Below are 19,696 nucleotides of genomic sequence, written 5' to 3' on the forward strand. Positions count from 1 at the left end.
TAGCAGGCTGGGAAACGATTTGGGAAGGTTGGGATACCCTTCAATCTTATGTCGTTGGATATAGGATGGCGAAAGAAATGCTAGCTGACGGAGAAATGCTCTGAGATCTGATCAAGAGACAGTTGTAATGCAATTGAGTCGTAATCAAAGCCTAAATAGTGAGTTTAAATATGTCTTCTATAAGGAAATGGTATTCATCACCGCACTCTTCAATCCCGTTTACACCTATGGGATCCCAATCATTCCAGAGTTTCTGATTTATGAAGTCTTCCAATGCGTTACTGCTCTTAAGCTTTCGATAGTCTAATTCTAATTGCTGCAAACGTGAATGTATGAGCTCTTCAATGCCTTGTTCGATAAGATTCTCATCATTGCTTTCTGGATTGCCAGTTTTTACATACTCAAATTGCTTATTGAAAACTCGTTTGTCACCTTTATTCCAAATATACGAAACAAGTGGGTTATCTCCCTTTGCTGCATTGTAATCAACACATGCGACCTTTTCACTCAACACATTAGGCACGTTATTGAGCGTGTAGTGACCAATGAAGGTTGGCACGATAATTCTATTAAGTTGATAACCATCAATGGGTAGCAACGGTATTTCATTGATCATTTCAGGCTGAACTTGTGCGATATCTCGATACGTTTTAGCCTCTGATTGCCACCAACGAATGCGAATTCTAGTACGTTCAATGCCGGTTTTATCTGTAAAGCTGAAGCTTTCTGGAAGCGTGATTTCAGGGCCTTTTAATACGGTCTCGATTAAACCAAATAGCTCATGCTCTTTATCAAACGCATTGATCCAAAATTTTGGTAACAATCGATTATGCCCGTCTGTATAGCGTTGAAGTTTCAACAATGCATCCTCATTCCAACAGGCATGAATCGCTCTAAATTCACCAAAGTCCACAAATAACGGTAATGACTTGAACCAATCAACCCAGTATTCATGTTCAACTGAATTTTCGTTCACTTGGTTGAGAAATGCTTGGTGCTGCTTTAGGTTATTACTGCTATGAGGTCTTAATGGCTGTTTGAATTCTGGATGTTCCATCATCCAGCCAATAGCATTGATTTCGTGATTGCCCATTAAACACGTTGCATGTCCATCCTCAACCATGCTTTTAACTTGGTTTAATGTGGCGATTTGATCGATGTTTGCCTTTTGCTGGTTATCAATTAAATCACCAATAAATATGAAATGAATGTCATCGGACTGATCGTTAGCATCATAACCATGATGTTCTAATAATTCATTCAGTTTATTAATTTGACCATGAATATCACCGACAAAAATATACTGTTTAGACTTTGGCTCTACTTTGCGCCTATCAACTTCTTGGTTGTAATTTAGGGTGACTAATGTGCTGAAATATTCGTTCCATTTTTGCATCGTACCGTTATTGATCGACTCATCAATTGCGCCACTGTTAAAACGCTCACTACGCACCAATGCTGTTAGCCAACCTAAACAATCCGAAATTGATGCCAAATTAAAGTCTGCAGTGCTTAGATTTTGTTTTGAAAAACAATTAGAGTGATGTAGCCAGCTAGACCAATCCAAACCTGTAAGCATAAGTTCATCAACATTGATATTTTCATAAAGCTGATGACTGTCCTTAATATTTTTAATTTGCTCAAGTAAATGAGCTATGTGTTTGTTGTTCGATCTAAGAACTAACGTCAATGCTCGCAACTCAATGTCATGTCGCCATGCAAGCTTATCTAACCATTCGCGTGGTAAAGCATCTGAACCATAAAATGCCCCAGCCAATTGACCATAGATGGCTGCAGTTGTGTCAGCATCGTCGCCTAAATTTGCAGCAAGCAATGCCCCTTCTTTGAAATTTTCTGAATGATAAAAGCACCATAATGCCGCTTCGAGTGATTCAACCACAAATCCAGATCCTTTGATTTCACTCTGAGCCTTGTGCTTATAAGAACCCTTGACCACTTTTGTTATATCAGGGTGAAAATCAGAAAACTCATTGCTAGGTTTTGTAAATGTTAAAAGCTGCTCTTTAGAGCTGGCATTCTGTTTATTAATGATTTTATGAAGCAAGTAAGCCATAAATCGACAAGCATCGATACATCTTGGCTCAGCATGCGTGGTTTGACTGCTGATAGCGGCAATTTCACAGGCATATTCGATTGAGCTTTGATGATAAAATAGTGCAACTGGGGCAATTCGCATCAAGCTGCCGTTACCTGCTGAATACTCATCATTACTTCCTGCTAACGCTTTATTTGTTTTTTTAAACTTATTTAATGCCGCTGCAACAGTATTGCCAATATCAAAGCATTCGCCAGTGCATGAGTTACTGCCATTTTGATGCCAATCAAGATAACGCTTTATTTCATCGTCGGCGTTATGGCCATCGCATTCAATTAAGCTGTCAGCTAAACACAACATCATAGATGTATCATCTGTCCATTGCCCTGCTTCTAATTTAAACGGACCTCCACCAACGATATCTGAAATAGGAGTAAAACTCCCTCTGGGTTTAAATTCTAACGTTGTCCCAAGCGCATCACCTAGAGCTAGCCCCTGTAGTGCGGCTACTGCAGTTGAAGTTATGTGTTTTTGTTTTTCGAAATCAGGCATTATTACGTATCCAGATGTGATTCTCTAAGGGCTATAATTTTTGAGATGTCAGTTCAATCACTTTAAACATTTAATCGATACTCGATAGATGATATCAACAAGTTCAGCGACTGTTTTACATTCATAATAACTTTTGAATTCACTTTCCTTAGCACAAAAGGTGTAGTCGTCACTTTCATCGACGACATGAATACCCGTCACATCAGCGATATCAAACATAAATAGTGACATTAACAACATACCTTTGTCTGATACTCCTCCAGTATGATTCCCTTCAGAGTCTACATGCGTAAATAATCGTCCATGGGTGACTTCATCTTCTGGAACTTCCAGCTCTTTTGCCCAAACCTGCTTTTCAACATCTTCCAATAAATCTGAACTTAACTCGAAATCCATGGCTGGAATTTGAAAATAATAAACGAACAAAGCACGTACAAACTCTAATACGCTCTTTCTGGTTTGTGGTTGTTTTAAATTGATACTTGGGCACTGTTTTATAAGCTCGAGTTGTGCATTAACTGAGAGCTCATCAAGATCTTCAACGAAAGGAAAAATAGGTGTACTTTCTTTAATATTCACATATAACATCTTATTTCATCCCTTGATATTGTTTATTTTTGTGGTGAAACACCAAAGCTATAGTCCTGGGTTACTGCGCAGATATATTCTTGAATCAGCCATCCGAAATTAATTTGCTCTTGTGGTTGTCGATTAACGACCCAAGAAAATGCGTTTTCAAATTGATTTAATAAAAGCTGTTGATATTTTTTTGAATCTGAATCAGGTTCATTATGTACCCAATGCATTAAGTCAATGTAAGAATGCAAAATCAATTCTTCATCTGATAAAACCCTATCAGCCTGTAGATCGCTATACTCTGCTAAACCATCATTTTCAGAGTCGACATGAGCTAATAAATCATAAAGCTCTATGTATTTTTCTTTACACATTTCAATGATGCGTGCGGCTTGTTTATTATCCATTCGTGATATCAGCCCCAATCATAAATAACGCAGCTTCAACTGCCCTAAGCATTTCAGACTCATCATTTACTCCCCATGTATCATATAAATCTAATTGCGTAATTCGAGCTTGTGCAATGGCTTCTTGAAGCATCCAATTAGCAATTAAATTAAAATGGGCATGCGGGTAAATGTTTTCTGAACCTTTTGATAACGAGTTATCTTTTAGATTTCGTTTTATCACTTTGGAGTTATTAATGTGTGATCGCTTTTTAGAGATATTACTGCCTGCAAACAATTCAAGTTCTTTAATCTCTGAATTTAACTTTTCATGCCCAAAATAACGATAACCTATGAGTAGCATCGCAGCTGTTACACGAGAATCATAAATAATAGAATGTTTAGATCCCAAGGAATAAACCTTAGTCAAGCCTGAATCCATTCGTAAATCTTTTTGGTCAAATCGTTGTAGGTTATAATCGTCGCCATCAAGAACATCGATCGCATCACTCAAACTATCAATCAAGCTCGATTGATCGAATTTTTTGAGTACATAAGTAATGCACCCTTTATGTACTTGCCCCCAATCCATAATTTTGATTACGTTGATTAAGACAGATTTCGCATCACGTTTTAAAATCGAATATTTTAACTGTTTTGATAGCACATCTAAGCTAGCCTTTGTATCATCATAATTTTGACCTTGCCAGTGATACCTGTTCTTTGCGTCAATAAGGCTGAAACATTGCCATTTATTGTAAGAGTGTTTAAATTTTTTTCCATTAATCAAATTTGTTAAATGAATAACGAATTCTGATACGATTTCATTATTAAGAAACTCTTGTTTAGTGCTAAAGTTATTCGCTGCTGTCATTTTGTAACCACATGAATTGATAATGACGATTCTTGCTCGGCATTCAAGCAAGCGCTTTAAAAGCTTATGGTGTGAAAGTCTGATATTTGTTAGAGGTCAGCTTTGAGGGCCGCATTTTCATTTTTTTCATAATTTTAAATCATCAATGGTCTTAGATATGTCACTAAGGTGACATTAAAGTAATAATTTATGCGATAAACATCACGGCTTTGGGTTTATTACGATTCATTAAGCCTTAAATAATTGTTGCAAGCAGTGGGCACATTATGGTCACCGTCACAAATTTGTTGATGTGAGAGTTTTTGCAGAAAGAGGGTTGTGCAGAATCAATAGTGATTTGTTACTTATAGATTTCACACACAAAAAAAACCTCATCAGAAGATAAGGCTTTTTTGCTAAATATTGGCGGAGCGGACGGGACTCGAACCCGCGACCCCCGGCGTGACAGGCCGGTATTCTAACCAACTGAACTACCGCTCCAATGGCAAAGAATATTACTGACGCAACTCATAAAGGTCAAACACTTTTAACAATATGAACATTCAACTGAACAACTTTTATACACACCGTGTAAATATGTTTAATTTAATTTTTCTTCTGGTAGTGTCAAATCAATCTCGTCCAATGTAATTGGAGCTTCATCGGTTAACGAATCATTCATCGCTTCATTAAGTACATTCATCTCTGCAGCTCTCATTGCTACTTTCATAATCTTACGTTTCCGCCAGTAGATAAAACCGACAACACACGCAATGATAATGATCAGATTGACCACTACTGCAGTCATAATGATACGTGACTTAGCACTTTCTTCTTTTTGTTTTGCTTCTTGAAGCTTAACCAGTGCAACTTCCGCTTCTGAAGGCCCTTTCTCTGGCGGCTCAAGTAAGCTAAATGATGAAGTAGGAAGTGAAATCATGATCTCTCGACCATCTTTGGTCGTTGTTACTGCTTTACCACTTAATGTGTAGCTACCATATTTTGTGACTTTAGGAAGCTCAAGTCGCTCCTCATCATTAAAAATATGATCAAGGATCAACTTATTTTTATAGCCATTCGGGCCATGCAGATTATATTCGATATGTGTTTCATCAAGCTTAATATTATTGCTATTAGCACTGATGTTTAAACGATAAGGCAATACTGAATTTTCAGGTGGTGCAACAAGTTTTACTTCGATAGGGCTTGGTTTTAACCTAATTGGAAATGAATATTCACGACTAAATACTTCATTACTCGCTTTTACCGAAAAAACATAGTCTCCCCAAGGTAAATCTAAATCAAAATTACTTGTGAAGATCCCATCACCTGGAGCTTCATCTAATAACTTACCATTATCATGATAGTCCCCTAGGCGCTTGAAACCAGCAGCAAAATTTTCCTGATCCGCTTTCTGAGCGCTTGTAACTGTCGCACGCCAATCCATTAATAGTTCCAAGCCAGGGATCTGCAGCAACTTGCCGTCGCCTTTTAAGTTCGCAGTAACTTTTATTGTCTCACCTTGATACAAAGGTTGTGGAAGTGGTTGTACTTCAATCTGAATATCACTGATCTTTTCGAGTTTTGACCCCGGTGCAATCCGACTTATCAGTTGCCATGGACCAGCCATCGGCTCAGGTATATATACAATATCTCCGGTTATCCCATCCATCCACTTGACGTTTTCAGGATGTCGAGTTGAGTACCACTTTCTCCCATCAGGTAAAATAATGATTGATGGCGGTGAACCATATTCTCTTTGAATGAATAAAGTGACATGTGACACCATATGATCAATACGAAAACGGTTTTCTAATTCTTCAGCGGTGTTGAAATTGACGATTTTTGCTTGTGACACAGTCACAGGCAAAAAAAATAAGAAGGATGCTAGTAAGCCAAATATCGTTTTGTTCAACGTTAGTCTCTCCAGACACATTTACCTGATTTAGCAACTATGTCGAGTCTTTCTTCATGCTTAAGTAATTCATCGGCACTTGCAGAGATGACTTTAAGACTTTCTCTATTTTCTGATAATCTAACAATACCACCTTCTCCTTCACCTTCTGAATCCGTAGACAAATTGAACTTTGTTTGCCCACCTGTCATCAGTAAATAAACATCGGCTAGGATTTCAGCATCCAATAAAGCGCCGTGAAGAGTTCGTCTAGAGTTATCGATAAAGTATCGCTTACATAAGGCGTCAAGATTGTTTTTCTGCCCTGGATGTAAGTATTTTGCAATATCCAACGAATCCACGACTGTGCAGATATCAGTTGTTACTGGACCTTTAGGGTTAAGTAAAGAAAATTCATGATCCATAAATGAGATATCGAAGGGGGCATTATGAGCCACAATTTCTGCACCATCGATGAAATCAATAAACCCTTTTACAACCTCATGAAAGCGTGGCTTATCAGAAACAAATTCATCGGTTATTCCGTGAACCCTCATTGCTTCTTCATCAATTAACTGGCCAGGATTAATGTATTCGTGATAATGCCTGCCGGTTAGCTTTCGATTAACGACTTCCACACAACCTATTTCAATGATTCTGTGCCCCATATAAATAGGACCACTAGACTGGTTCATACCCGTGGTTTCTGTATCAAGAATAATCTGGCGTGCCGCTTTAGAAACAATATTCATAGGATTTGTTATACCAAATTTGTATACTCATTATTAATTAATGAATATGGTAGCAATTTGATGGCAGAACTGAAACAAATTCACATCTATACTGACGGATCTTGTTTAGGAAACCCTGGTCCAGGCGGTTATGGTGTTGTAATGAACTATAAACAACATCGAAAAGAGTTGAGCGGCGGTTTCGTGCTCACCACCAACAATAGAATGGAGTTGTTAGCACCAATCGTCGCATTAGAGTCGCTAAAAGAAAAGTGTGATGTCGTATTAACCAGTGATAGTCAATATATGCGTCAAGGCATTACTCAATGGATTCATGGATGGAAAAAGAAGAATTGGATGACGTCCAATAAAAAGCCGGTTAAAAATGTCGATTTATGGAAACGCCTTGATCTCGCTGCTCAAAAGCACAATATTGATTGGAAATGGGTAAAAGGTCACTCTGGTCATCCTGAAAACGAACGATGCGATGATTTAGCAAGAAATGCAGCTGAAGCTTCACCTTCTGAGATTGATGAAGGCTATCAACCTACCGATTAATCTTCCAACCTAGGTACTCTTCCCGCTGAAGGTGCTGTAGCCCAATTCGGTGCTCTTTTCTTTTTCCAAGCTTTTGATGGAGTTAAAGGGCACTCTAGTTTTTTAGCATTTAAAATATAAAATGAGCCTACTTGAGGTATCCAATCTTCAAGCATATTTTGCCAAAGACTGTAGTCAGAGTACTTCCCTATTAATGGGTGATAAATCGCTTTTTTCTCTTCAACCACCTGATATCCCAGAACCTCTAGCCAATCTCTTACTCTGTGAGAGGTAAAAAACCTGCCATTCCATGGGTATGCATGTTTACGTTTAGGAACCAATTTACCGAAACTCAACATGCTCATAGGATTGCAACCAATGAGGTATAAATGCCCACCTGATACTTGAATACGGTTAATCTCCCTTAAAATTTTAAAAGGGTTTGCCTCATATTCTAAGAGTAAAGAACAAACAATTGAATCGATTGAGCTAGTTTCAATCGGTAAATGAGTGTATTCACAAATAGCATGCGCTAATGGTTTATCACTCAGGGATAATTGATTCGGTATAGAAGAATGTTCCGTATTAATTTCAGTAGAAAGCCGTCCAATTTTAAGTAAATGATAACCAAAAGATTGGCTCAACATTGGCGATAGAGCCTGCTCTATATTTTGCTTTAATAACTCACCGTGCGGGAGTTCAATCCATGAATTTGGCTTATTATGCATAAATGTCTACTAAAACCGATTTCCAAATAGCTTAAATTTAAAGAATACTCTAGTTTACTTTAAATTGTTATGTACACTGTGGTTATAGCAACATTTTAACCATAAACACAAGTGATGAGCATGTTTGAAGTAAAAAGTATTCCTGCATTTAATGATAATTATATATGGTGCATCGTCACCCCCAGCAATACTGCATATGTAGTCGACCCTGGTACTTCTGAACCCGTTATTAAGTTCATTGAAGATAACAATCTAACATTAACAGGTATTTTAATTACCCATCACCATCACGATCATATCGGTGGAATAAATGATTTACAAAAATACGCAGGTAATCAACTTGTTGTTTACGGACCTGACTCGAAGTACATTTCAGAAATAACATGCAAAGTGTATGAAGCCGACCGTTTTAAACTTAAAAATATTGAAGAGGATGTAGAAGTAGAGGTACTAGAGATTCCAGGCCATACACTTGATCACATTGCATACATGATCAACGGTCATTTATTTTGTGGTGATACATTATTCAGTGCTGGCTGTGGTCGTATTTTTGAAGGAACAGCAAACCAAATGTATTCTGCACTTCAAAAATTGATTCTTTTACCAGCTTCAACTTTAGTTTATCCGGCGCACGAATATACATTAAGTAATCTAAAATTCGCCATTGAAGTTGACGAACAAAATGAACATTTAAATGAATATATTTTAAAATGTGAACAATTGCGAAAAAGTAATATCCCAACACTTCCGACAACAATAGCAACTGAAATTGCCATTAATCCATTTTTACGTTCAAATGATAAAGTGATTTCAGAAAAATTAATGTTCCAATTTCCTGAATCCCCACAACAAGATGCAGTTAGCCGATTTGCTACCCTAAGAAAATGGAAAGACAACTTCTAGCATATAGAGTAGTATGCTTAACTTTAAATCAATTATAAGCCTAGGGAATAAATCTATTTATGAGATTTTCGCACTACTTCCTTACAGGATGTTTTACAGTACTTGCGGGCTGTCAATCCGTTCCAACACAATTAAATAAGCCAACGTCTGTTATTAAGCAGCCTTTAGCAAAAGCAGAATCTCGACCAGATCTCTCTACAGATATTAAACAAACACAAACGACTATTGATGTTTGGGAAAGGCTTCGTTTAGGCTTAGATATGCCTGTACCAGATAAAAAGCTGGTAAACCAATATCGTAATTGGTACTTAAAACACCAAAAGCATATTTTACGGGTTACAGAACGTGCACACCCTTATATGTACATGATCATTGAAGAGTTGGAAAAAAGAAATCTCCCTCTCGAACTCGCATTACTGCCTTTTGTTGAAAGTTCTTTTGATCCATTTGCCTATTCTCATGGCTCAGCTTCTGGACTGTGGCAATTTACATCGCCGATGGCCAGGCACTTCGGTTTAAAAATTGACTGGTGGTACGACGGCAGAAGAGATGTTCACGCTTCAACCATAGCTGCGCTTGATTTTCTCGAATATTTATACAAAAAAACCAACCAAAATTGGTTATATGCTATCGCAGCATATAATACCGGCGAAGGTCGAGTTTTAAGAGCAGTTAAAAGAAACAAAAGAAAAGGAATGAATACCGATTTCTGGTCTCTTGATTTACCAACAGAAACTGAACGATATGTTCCTCAGCTACTCGCTTTAGCGGACATCATTAAGCACTCAGAAAAGTATGGCATTAAGTTATCACCGATTCCGAACGACCCACAAATCAGAGTTTTACAAGTTAAGCACCAGATGGATTTAGCTGTAGCAGCTGATTACGCAGGCCTAACAACCAAAGAATTGCACCAGTACAACCCTGGCTATAATCGCTGGGCTACGGGTCCAAAAGGTCCACATACCTTCGTATTACCGCTTGAAAGTGCTGATGAGTTCGAACTTGCTCTTAACGAAACGTCGCCTGAAGATCACATGAAGTGGCAGCGATATAAAATCAAGAGTGGCGATAATATTGGTGTTATTGCTAAACGTTTTAATACAACACCTTCAGTAATTAAATCAGTTAACCGTATTCAAGGTAATACAATCATTGCTGGTAAACATTTATTAATTCCTGTTGCTACGAAAGATTTAAGCCACTACACATTAACGGCGAAAGCCCGTTTAGAGCGCAAACAGAATATAAAACGCGGTGATTATAAAGTTAATCATAATGTTCAGTCTGGTGAGTCACTATGGACAATTGCTAGAAAATACAGTGTTAAAACTTCACAACTTGCTCGTTGGAACAACATGGCACCAAAAGATCCGCTGAGAGCGGGTAAGACACTTGTTGTTTGGCAAAAAGGAGCCGCTGCTCAATCTAAAAGTGTCATCCGTAATATTAATTACAAAGTAAGAAATGGTGACTCGTTAGCAAGAATTGCAGATAAGTTTAATGTACGTATCAGTGATTTATTAAAGTGGAATCAATTAGACGCTAAAGAATATTTACAACCAGGCCAAATGCTGAACCTGTATGTTGATGTGACTAACTTCTCTTCATAATATTATGAGCTAAGCCTGCTCTATCCTGAAGCGGCTTGTATTTAGAATGTGTTAATTCTCAGCCTTTCATTTTGAATTTAGTTTACCTTCTGTTCACTATAAACAAGTCAAAAAAAACGCCACATTAAGTGGCGTTTCGTAACCCTTTATTCTGCGGTTAAATCTTTCCAAGCAGCCATGATATAAGCCAACATAGACCAGAAAGTGAGAACAGCTGCTACATAAAGCAAAGCGTAAGCTAAATAGACCATAAAATCACTTTGCTTCCAGATAAGACCGATAATGGCTATCATCTGGAATGCTGTTTTATATTTGCCTATCCAAGAAACGGCGACAGTACCTCTTTTGCCAATTTCAGCCATCCACTCTCGAAGAGCAGAAATCACAATCTCGCGCCCAATCATAATGATTGCAGGAATTGTTAACCAAACTGATGAGTATTGTTCAACTAATAAAACTAAAGCCAATGCAACCATTAACTTATCAGCAACAGGATCTAAAAACGCACCAAAGCGTGTTGATTGCTTCAACTTTCTAGCAGCATAACCATCTAATGCATCAGTAATTGCAGCTAACCAAAAAGCAAATGCAGCAGCAAAAGGCGCCCATGTAAAAGGTAAATAGAACAGAAAAATGAAGACTGGAACTAGGAATAATCTGAAAAGTGTCAGTGCTATGGGTACATTAAACGGCATTGTTACATCACTAGTTAGAAAGTTATAGCAATCTTGCCTGATTTTTATCAACCCCGCAATGCATCATGAATCGTTTGCGCCATTTCTGCGCTAATTCCAGGGACTTTTGCTAATTCGGCCACGCTTGCCCCTTTAACTTCCTGCATTCCTCCTAGAAATTGTAAGAGTGCTTTGCGGCGTTTAGGCCCTACACCAGGAATATTTTCTAATGTAGACGTTCGACGAGCTTTCTGCCTTTTCCCTCTATGCCCTGTAATAGCAAAGCGATGAGACTCGTCACGGATGTGTTGGATTAAATGTAAGGCTGGAGAATCAGCACTAAGATTAAATTCTATCTCACTACCGCCATATATCATCGTTTCTAACCCAGGTTTACGTCCTTCACCTTTTGCGACACCGATTAAAGTAGGTATATTATCTAAATCGTTAAACTTTTCATTGACTATTTTTTGTGCGCACCGTAATTGCCCTATTCCACCATCAATAAAAAGAATATCTGGTACTTTTGCTTCTGCTGTTACTTTGTCAAATCTTCTTCTTACGGCTTGTGACATTGCAGCATAATCATCACCTGGGGTGATTCCAGAGATATTATATTTTCGGTACTCTGCCTTGTCGGGACCTTCTCGATTAAATACCACACAAGATGCGACCGTATTTTCCCCCATGGTATGGCTTATATCGAAACATTCCATCCGAGTAATTTGTTGAGTCGCCTCTATCGTTTCTTCAAGCAAATTAAATCGACGCTCTACGGTATCTTTGTGACTTAAGCGAGTTTGGACTGCATTGTTCGCATTGGTTTGCGCTAATTTTAAAAAGTTAAATCTATCACCACGAACATTCGTTTTGATGGTAACTTTCTTTTCTGTCGATTCTGATATGACTTTTTCCAGCTCTTTACTTTCTTCAAGTACTTCAGAGAGCAAAATTTCACTTGGGATCGTCCTTTGAATATCATGATTAAGATAGTATTGCGTTAAAAATGAATAAAGCACTTCTTGAATAACCGTCTGCTTTGGTACATCAGGGAAGTAGCTTCGACTTCCAAAAACTTTACCATCTCGGATAAATAAAATGTGGAAACAAGCAATGCCTTTCAAATAAGAAACACCTATCACATCCATGTTTCCATGTGTCGATGAGACCTCTTGCTGCTCCGCAACTCTTCTTAATGCCGTAATTTGGTCACGAAAAATAGCTGCTTTCTCATAGTTGAAATCTACAGCAGCCTGTTCCATCTTTGATACAAGATCAGTCATAACCTGCTGGTCTTTACCTTTTAGGAACAATTCAACTAAGCGAACTTGCTCTGAATAATCCTGTTCATTGATTTTATCGACACAAGGGCCACTGCAACGTTTAAGTTGATATTGTAAACAGGGACGCGAACGCGCTTTATAGTAAATATCAGTGCATTGACGAACAGGAAATATTTTCTGTAGTAAATGTAGGCTTTCTCTTACCGCACCACCGTTAGGGTATGGTCCAAAATATTGTCCTTTTTCTCGCCTAGCACCTCGATGATAAGCAAGACGTGGGTGCTTGTGCTTACTGAGAAAAATGTAAGGGTATGACTTGTCATCTCGAAGCAAAACGTTATATTTTGGCATGTAGTGCTTAATATAATCATGCTCAAGAATTAATGCGTCGGTTTCACTGTGAGTCACAGTAACATCAATGCTTCTAATGTGACTGACTAAAGCTTCTGTTTTTACACTCCCTACATTTTTTCTGAAATAGGAAGTTAAACGCTTTTTGAGATCTTTTGCTTTTCCGACATAAATGACTTCACCTTTATCATCATACATTCTATAAACTCCGGCTTGTTCTGAAACCGTTTTTAAGAATGCTTTTGAGTCAAATAGCGAAGTCATTGGTAATTTATGTATCAATTAAAATTGAGTGGTATCTAATATTTTATAACGAATAGCTAAACGAGTAAGTTCAACATCACCACTGATATTTAATTTATCAAACAAACGATATCGATAACTGTTTACTGTTTTAGGGCTTAAATTGAGTCGCTCTGAGATATCATTCACCTTTTCACCATTGGTAATCATCATCATGATCTGCAATTCACGCTCAGAAAGTGAAGTGAAAGGATTTTCGTCTGAATGCGAAACTTGATTTAATGCCATCTTTTGCGCAATGTCAGGTGCTAAGTACCTTTGACCGTGTGCCACTTGTCTGATGGCATTCACAACTTCTGTAGGAGAGGAGTTCTTGGTTAAGTAACCAGATGCGCCTGCTTGCATTACCTTTATAGGAAGTGGATCTTCTGCGTGAGTCGTTAATACAATAATCTTAACATGAGGTTGGTAACGCATTATTTTCTTGGTTGCTTCAAGCCCTCCCATCCCAGGCATATTCATGTCCATTAGGATTACATCAGCTTCATTTTGACGAGCCCATGCTACAGCAGTTTCTCCGTCGGGTGCTTCTCCGACAACGTCAAATGACTTTTCGTCTTCAAGAATACGGCGAATTCCAGTCCGTACAATTTCATGATCATCAACAAGATATACTTTTATCAAACTTAGCAGTCCTTTAACTCAATATGGGGAAAAGCTTTGAAGGCGACAACAATCTATCCTATATAAGCGTCATAATGAAGTAATAAATGACTTTAACTTTTTTTCGGTTAAATTCTATTCATTCAATAACATAATTGCCTTCTGAACCTTGTTTGTATGTTCAGCCTCTTACAAATAAATAATAAAAATGCGATGATTTATTTTATCTCGCATTTTTTTAAGATTTCATGGCCAATATATTACTCATTGCGAATTTAAATTGTGATCGTGTTCTCCACCTTGATAAACCCATTCATTTAGGGGGACGTTTTTTATATGAAGATTCAGGTCGCAGAATTGGTGGCGGGGGCTCCAATACTGGAATAAGCCTAGTAATGGCATCTCATAAGGTCAGTTTAATCACTGAAGTTGGGAGTGACAATACAGGCCATTGGCTTGTTCAAGCCGCACATGAACATGGAATGCAAACGGATTTAATTCAGCACAGAGCTGGTGACACTCAAGAACTCTTGTTGTTAGTTACGCCTGATGGTGAAAGAACCATTATCAGACCCAATAGACCACTTTTCGAGCTAGGAATCCCACCAAAATTTTCTGAAACAGACGCTATATACGTTAACTCATCAGCACAAGGCATAAATAGCTGGTGTAAAATAGCACTCAATCAATGCCTTGTTGTTGCACAGCTCGGAAAGGATGAACGAAAACGCCCTTGTCATGTGTTGATTGCATCGGCCACTGATATGTTAGGTCGTACTCATGGTGAATTTTGGGAGTATGGTTATAGTATCGCAGGGAGTTCACTTAAATATTTTATTGTTACTAATGGTGAACATGGTGCGACGGTCTACACATCAGAAATGAGAGAATCCGTTCGAGCAGTAAAAACTGAAGTCATCGATGCAACAGGTGCTGGAGATGCCTATGCTGCTGGCTTAATCCACGGGCTCGTTAATGAAAGAAGCATTATTGAAGCCATGCAAGAAGCCGCTAACTGGGCAGCCTGTGCCGTTGCAACAGGTTCTTCGATCCCAGGAGAGAAATTAGAGGGATATTTATCTGATGTATACCCATGATACTTGAAGATGCATGTTTCAGGACTTTTTCAGCGCCAATTCTTTGAGGCGCATTAACGAAGGAATATCGGGATTCTTTCGAGCTAATGTAACAAAGAAGAATTGGCGCTGAGAAGTCCACACAGTGCGAGTTGCACAGCTTGTTACTCTGTGTTGCCAGCGCTAACAATAGCTCGCTATTGCCGCACACTGTCGCCTTGATTAACAAGCTGTGCATTCTCGCTGAAATCGAGCATCTTCAGGTATCATGGGTATAAATACTCTCATTTGGATTCTGAGCCTTAGATTTCTAAGGCGAGTTCAACACCTTGTCTGATGGCTCTTTTTGCATCGACTTCAGCAGCAATATCGACTCCACCAATCATGTGGACAGGTACAGCCGTCGCTTGTAAAGCATCTAATAACTTTCTGTTAGATTCTTGCCCTGCACAAACAACGACATTATCAACAGCTAAAATCTCAGATTTATCGCCAACTTTAATATGTAAGCCTTGGTCATCTACCTTTTCGTAGTTCACTCCAGACATATTAATAACACCATGCTGTTTGAGTACACTACGATGAATCCAGCCTGTTGTTTTACCTAAACCTTTACCCATTTTCGAGGTTTTGCGTTGCATCAAATATATTTTTTTGTCTCTTTGATGCACAGGTTCGTTGTCGTCAAGTCCACCTGCATTTTTATAATTTTTATCAATGCCCCAATTGTCGAGCCATTTATTTTGATCAAGTGTAATAGAGTCGTTTTCAGCGATAAAATGTGCGACATCAAAGCCAATGCCACCCGCTCCAATGATTGCAATTGATTCACCTAGCTCGACTTCTCCATTGAGTACTTGCTGATAATCAGATACCTTATTATGGTCAATACCATCAATAGTTAATTGTCTAGGGACTACACCTGAAGAGAGTATGACTTCGTCAAAGCCATTTTCTTTAACCATTTTAGGTTCAAATTGTGTATTCAGTTTTAACTCAATATTTAATTTTTTTATCATTTCATGGAAATAGCGAATGGTTTCATTGAACTCTTCTTTACCTGGGATTTTTCTCGCTAAATTGAATTGTCCTCCAATTTCGTTTTTTTGTTCAAACAAAACAACTTCATGCCCTCTTTGCTTTGCACTCATTGCAAATGCAATCCCAGCGGGACCAGCACCTATTACGGCCAATTTTTTCTGATTCGTTGTGAGTGTTATATTGAGCTCAGTCTCATAACAGGCTCTTGGATTTACGAGACAGGTTGCTCTTTTCAATTTAAATGTATGATCCAAACAAGCTTGGTTGCAGCCAATACATGTATTAATTAACTGGGCTTCATCATTTTCAGCTTTTTGAACAAAGTTAGGGTCCGCCAAAAATGGACGAGCCATTGAAACCATATCAGCTTGCCCTGATGCGATGATATTTTCTGCGATTTCAGGAGTATTAATACGATTTGTTGCGATAAGAGGTACTGATACCTCTTGTTTCATTTTTTCAGTGACCCATGAAAACGCCGCTCTAGGAACACTGGTAGCAATCGTAGGAATTCGTGCTTCGTGCCAACCAATTCCTGTATTAATTATAGAAACACCAGCCGACTCAAGCCATTTTGCCAGTTGAACTACTTCATCCCACGTTGAGCCATTTTCCACGAGATCGAGCATCGACAACCTAAATATAATGATAAAATCAGTACCAACTTGTTCTCTCACAGCATTTACGACATCTACGGCTAAACGACAACGGTTTTCTAGTGAGCCACCCCATTGATCATTTCGTTTATTGGTTCTATTACAGATAAACTGATTAATCAAATAACCCTCAGAGCCCATTAGCTCAACGCCATCGTAACCAGCCTGCTGTGCAAGTTTAGCTGCTCTGCCATAATGTTTAATTGTTTTGTGTATTTGGCGACTCGATAAAGGAGATGGCGTAAATGGAGATATGGGAGATTTAACTTTACTCGGTCCCACGGCTAACGGGTGATAACCATAGCGTCCCGCATGAAGAATTTGCATACAAATTTTGCCACCTGCAGAATGAACTGCATCTGTGACTAATTTATGTTTTTTTACTTGCCAACTATAACTCAATTGCGATGCATTAGGTGCTAATCGACCGCGAAAATTAGGAGAGATACCACCAGTAACAATTAAACCGACACCACCTTCTGCTCTTTCTTTGTAGAACTGAGCGAGCTTTGAAAATCCATCCTTCTCTTCTTCTAACCCTGTATGCATCGACCCCATCAGCACTCGGTTTTTTAATTGAGTAAAACCCAAGTCTAGTGGTTGTAATAAATTTGGATAGCTCATTAAAACACCATTTTTAAACGACTGATTGAATTATTATGTTCAATAACATAGCCTGTACTATCGTTAACCTCAAGTTTGATTTATTAAAATCAGTTACAATTGAATTTAGAGATTTTTTTTAATTTAAAGTAGCATTTAGCTAATATTTTCACTAAGGGAGTGGCCATGTCCACTAAGAAGCCTCTAACAACGAAAAATACATTGAAGTTGATTTGGAGTGTAATTAACTTCATCCGTCAGCTCGTACTGAATATTGTTTTCTTTCCGCTGCTTTTTATCGGGCTAATTTTAGCCGTATTTGCCTTAAGTTCTGATAAGCCGATTACTGTCGAAGATGGTTCAGCTTTAATCTTAAACTTAAATGGCCAAATTGTTGACCAAAAGCATTATGTTGATCCTCTTGAAGCTGCCATTATTGAAAGTAAAGGTGGGGCAAAACAGTCTGAGACTCTGCTTTCAGATGTTATTTACGTCATCAATAATGCTGCTCATGATAATCGTATTAAAGCGATCGTTTTAGACGTTTCTGGCATGAGAGGCGCAGGAATCAGTAAAACTGAAGCCATCGGTAACGCTTTGGCTAAGTTTAAAGTAACAGGGAAAAAGATTTATGCTGTTGGTGACTATTACAACCAGCAACAGTATTTGCTTGCAAGCTACGCAGATAAAATTTACTTGAATCCCCAGGGAAATGTCTCTCTCGAAGGCATTGGCATTTACAGATTATTTTATAAGTCTGCATTAGAAAAACTTAAAATCACGACACATGTTTATCGTGTTGGTACATTTAAATCTGCAGTAGAGCCTTACATTCGAGATGATATGTCTCCTGCTGCGAAAGAAGCTAACCAAGTTCTCATTAATGATTTATGGTCAAGCTACGCAAAAGTAATTTCGACTAATCGCAATATAAAAGCAGAAAATCTTGTTCTGTCGCCTAAAGATTATCTTAAAGAGTTAGATTCTGTTGATGGTGATGATGCGAAGTTGACCGTCAAACGTAAACTCGTGGATGAAATTGCGACATCAGAGCAAATACGCCTTGCGATGATTAAAGAATTCGGCAAAGCTGACTCTGGCCATTCTTATAACAACATTGACTTTAATGATTACTTATCCGTTGTAAAACCTAAGCACAATATCATTCTAGGTGATGCCGTTGGTATCGTCGTCGCAAAAGGCACGATTCTTAATGGTTCTCAACAACCTGGTAATATCGGTGGCACCAGCACATCTGAATTATTGAGAAAAGCACGTTTTGATAGCAAAATTAAGGCTGTGGTTTTACGCGTTGATAGCCCTGGTGGTAGTGCATTTGCTTCAGAGCAAATTCGCCAGCAAATACTAGCATTAAAGGCAGCTGGTAAACCTGTGGTGGTCAGTATGGGCAGTTATGCTGCTTCTGGCGGTTATTGGATTTCTGCAAGTTCAGATTATATTTATGCAACACCAACAACGCTTACTGGCTCGATTGGTGTGTTCGGTATGATCAACACTTATGAAAATGCGGCTAACTATTTAGGTGTTCACACTGATGGCGTTGCAACATCTGACTGGCCTTCTGCGTCTGTAACCAATGGCATTTCTCCTACTATAGGCAAAGTCATTCAGCGTGGTGTTGAACATAACTACCATAATTTTATTTCTTTAGTTGCTAATGAAAGAAATATGTCACTTAAAGACGTTGATAAAATAGCTCAAGGACGTGTGTGGACCGGTAAGCGTGCTCTTGACTTGGGGCTTGTAGACGCAATAGGAGATATGACTGATGCTGTGACTAAGGCTTCTGAATTAGCTAAATTAAAATCGTACGATACTGAAGTTATCGAGAAGGAACTTTCTCCAGAACAATTATTTATTCAAGAGCTTTTTGCTCAAGCTTCAGTATATCTTCCAGAGACTAGAACTAAAGTGTCACTGCTCAATAAAATAATTGGCAATATAGATACAAGTTTGACTCAACTATCCATGTTTGATGATCCCAATAATATCTACATGCTTTGTGAAAGTTGTAATGTTCAATAGGTAACCATTCACCAGCGTAGTATTGACTAATCGCTGGTGAGGTTAAACACATCTGGATAAGGTTTACGTTGTGTTACAGCCGTAACAATTTCAGAGATAACTTCGAGTGCAGATAAACCACGCTTCTTACAGGTTTCAATCACAGACAATACTCTGGAGCGGAACTTGTCTCCTCTATCAGAGCTGGTACCAAAACAATTTTTACGCATGATAACCGTACCTCTAATGCAG

General features: G+C 38.4%; 16 protein-coding genes, 1 tRNA gene and 1 pseudogene. 5 read left to right on the top strand and 13 right to left on the bottom strand.

Annotated features, from left to right (window positions below; genetic code table 11):
* Nucleotides 1-151 precede the first annotated feature (151 nt).
* The 7 genes from JQC92_RS15920 to dnaQ all read right to left on the bottom strand — a co-directional run bounded on the left by JQC92_RS15920 (nt 152) and on the right by dnaQ (nt 7,069).
* Nucleotides 152-2,608, bottom strand: coding sequence for an ADP-ribosylglycohydrolase family protein (locus JQC92_RS15920; protein WP_205000567.1), 2,457 nt, complete (start codon nt 2,606-2,608; stop codon nt 152-154).
* 57 nt (nt 2,609-2,665) lie between these two features.
* Nucleotides 2,666-3,187 carry a hypothetical protein gene (locus tag JQC92_RS15925; RefSeq protein WP_205000568.1) on the bottom strand — a complete coding sequence of 174 codons (522 nt, stop codon included), beginning with the start codon at nt 3,185-3,187 and terminating at the stop codon, nt 2,666-2,668.
* Nucleotides 3,188-3,219: 32 nt separating this feature from the next.
* Nucleotides 3,220-3,591 carry a hypothetical protein gene (locus JQC92_RS15930; RefSeq protein ID WP_205000569.1) on the bottom strand — a complete coding sequence of 124 codons (372 nt, stop codon included), beginning with the start codon at nt 3,589-3,591 and terminating at the stop codon, nt 3,220-3,222.
* The gene (locus JQC92_RS15935; protein WP_205000570.1) at nt 3,584-4,444 is read right to left on the bottom strand and encodes a hypothetical protein; all 861 of its coding nucleotides are present in this window, start codon (nt 4,442-4,444) and stop codon (nt 3,584-3,586) included. Before JQC92_RS15935 ends, JQC92_RS15930 begins: the two co-directional genes overlap by 8 nt.
* Before the next feature lie 403 nt (nt 4,445-4,847).
* Nucleotides 4,848-4,924, bottom strand: a tRNA-Asp gene (locus JQC92_RS15940).
* Nucleotides 4,925-5,024: 100 nt separating this feature from the next.
* The gene (locus tag JQC92_RS15945) at nt 5,025-6,338 is read right to left on the bottom strand and encodes a TIGR03503 family protein (protein ID WP_205000571.1); all 1,314 of its coding nucleotides are present in this window, start codon (nt 6,336-6,338) and stop codon (nt 5,025-5,027) included.
* A 2-nt stretch (nt 6,339-6,340) separates the two neighbouring features.
* Entirely contained in the window at nt 6,341-7,069 is a 729-nt protein-coding gene (gene dnaQ / locus JQC92_RS15950; RefSeq protein ID WP_205000572.1) for a DNA polymerase III subunit epsilon, read from the bottom strand.
* Nucleotides 7,070-7,129: 60 nt separating this feature from the next.
* Here dnaQ and rnhA point away from each other — a divergent pair, with 60 nt between their 5' ends.
* Nucleotides 7,130-7,606 carry a ribonuclease HI gene (rnhA, locus tag JQC92_RS15955; RefSeq protein ID WP_205000573.1) on the top strand — a complete coding sequence of 159 codons (477 nt, stop codon included), beginning with the start codon at nt 7,130-7,132 and terminating at the stop codon, nt 7,604-7,606.
* Here the strand turns inward: rnhA and JQC92_RS15960 are convergent.
* A complete protein-coding gene (locus tag JQC92_RS15960; protein WP_205000574.1) occupies nt 7,603-8,313 on the bottom strand; it encodes a methyltransferase domain-containing protein in 711 nt (236 codons plus the stop codon). The genes rnhA and JQC92_RS15960 overlap by 4 nt on opposite strands.
* Before the next feature lie 120 nt (nt 8,314-8,433).
* Between JQC92_RS15960 and gloB the strand changes: the two genes are divergently transcribed.
* Together gloB and JQC92_RS15970 are read left to right on the top strand one after the other, a co-directional pair.
* Nucleotides 8,434-9,216, top strand: coding sequence for a hydroxyacylglutathione hydrolase (gloB, locus tag JQC92_RS15965; RefSeq protein ID WP_205000575.1), 783 nt, complete (start codon nt 8,434-8,436; stop codon nt 9,214-9,216).
* A gap of 59 nt (nt 9,217-9,275) precedes the next feature.
* Complete coding sequence (locus tag JQC92_RS15970; protein ID WP_205000576.1) at nt 9,276-10,829, top strand: LysM peptidoglycan-binding domain-containing protein; 1,554 nt, start codon at nt 9,276-9,278, stop codon at nt 10,827-10,829.
* Nucleotides 10,830-10,975: 146 nt separating this feature from the next.
* On the opposite strand, the gene pgsA is transcribed toward JQC92_RS15970, so the two are convergent.
* The 3 genes from pgsA to uvrY are packed head-to-tail and all read right to left on the bottom strand — an operon-like array spanning nt 10,976 to nt 14,064.
* Nucleotides 10,976-11,524: a CDP-diacylglycerol--glycerol-3-phosphate 3-phosphatidyltransferase gene (gene pgsA / locus JQC92_RS15975; protein WP_205000577.1), complete on the bottom strand. Its 549-nt coding sequence runs from the start codon at nt 11,522-11,524 to the stop codon at nt 10,976-10,978.
* A gap of 47 nt (nt 11,525-11,571) precedes the next feature.
* A complete protein-coding gene (gene uvrC, locus JQC92_RS15980) occupies nt 11,572-13,401 on the bottom strand; it encodes an excinuclease ABC subunit UvrC (RefSeq protein ID WP_205000578.1) in 1,830 nt (609 codons plus the stop codon).
* Between the two features lie 18 nt (nt 13,402-13,419).
* The gene (gene uvrY / locus JQC92_RS15985) at nt 13,420-14,064 is read right to left on the bottom strand and encodes a UvrY/SirA/GacA family response regulator transcription factor (RefSeq protein ID WP_205000579.1); all 645 of its coding nucleotides are present in this window, start codon (nt 14,062-14,064) and stop codon (nt 13,420-13,422) included.
* A 227-nt stretch (nt 14,065-14,291) separates the two neighbouring features.
* Here uvrY and JQC92_RS15990 point away from each other — a divergent pair, with 227 nt between their 5' ends.
* Complete coding sequence (locus JQC92_RS15990; RefSeq protein ID WP_205000580.1) at nt 14,292-15,140, top strand: PfkB family carbohydrate kinase; 849 nt, start codon at nt 14,292-14,294, stop codon at nt 15,138-15,140.
* A gap of 281 nt (nt 15,141-15,421) precedes the next feature.
* Here the strand turns inward: JQC92_RS15990 and JQC92_RS15995 are convergent, their stop codons facing one another.
* Nucleotides 15,422-17,440: an oxidoreductase gene (locus tag JQC92_RS15995; protein ID WP_205000581.1), complete on the bottom strand. Its 2,019-nt coding sequence runs from the start codon at nt 17,438-17,440 to the stop codon at nt 15,422-15,424.
* Between the two features lie 165 nt (nt 17,441-17,605).
* Between JQC92_RS15995 and sppA the strand changes: the two genes are divergently transcribed.
* A complete protein-coding gene (gene sppA, locus JQC92_RS16000) occupies nt 17,606-19,465 on the top strand; it encodes a signal peptide peptidase SppA (RefSeq protein WP_205000582.1) in 1,860 nt (619 codons plus the stop codon).
* Nucleotides 19,466-19,491: 26 nt separating this feature from the next.
* Here the strand turns inward: sppA and JQC92_RS16005 are convergent.
* Nucleotides 19,492-19,696, bottom strand: a pseudogene (locus JQC92_RS16005) (IS66 family transposase); the annotation flags it as partial.

Source organism: Parashewanella hymeniacidonis (assembly GCF_016900895.1).
Lineage (GTDB): Bacteria > Pseudomonadota > Gammaproteobacteria > Enterobacterales > Shewanellaceae > Parashewanella > Parashewanella hymeniacidonis.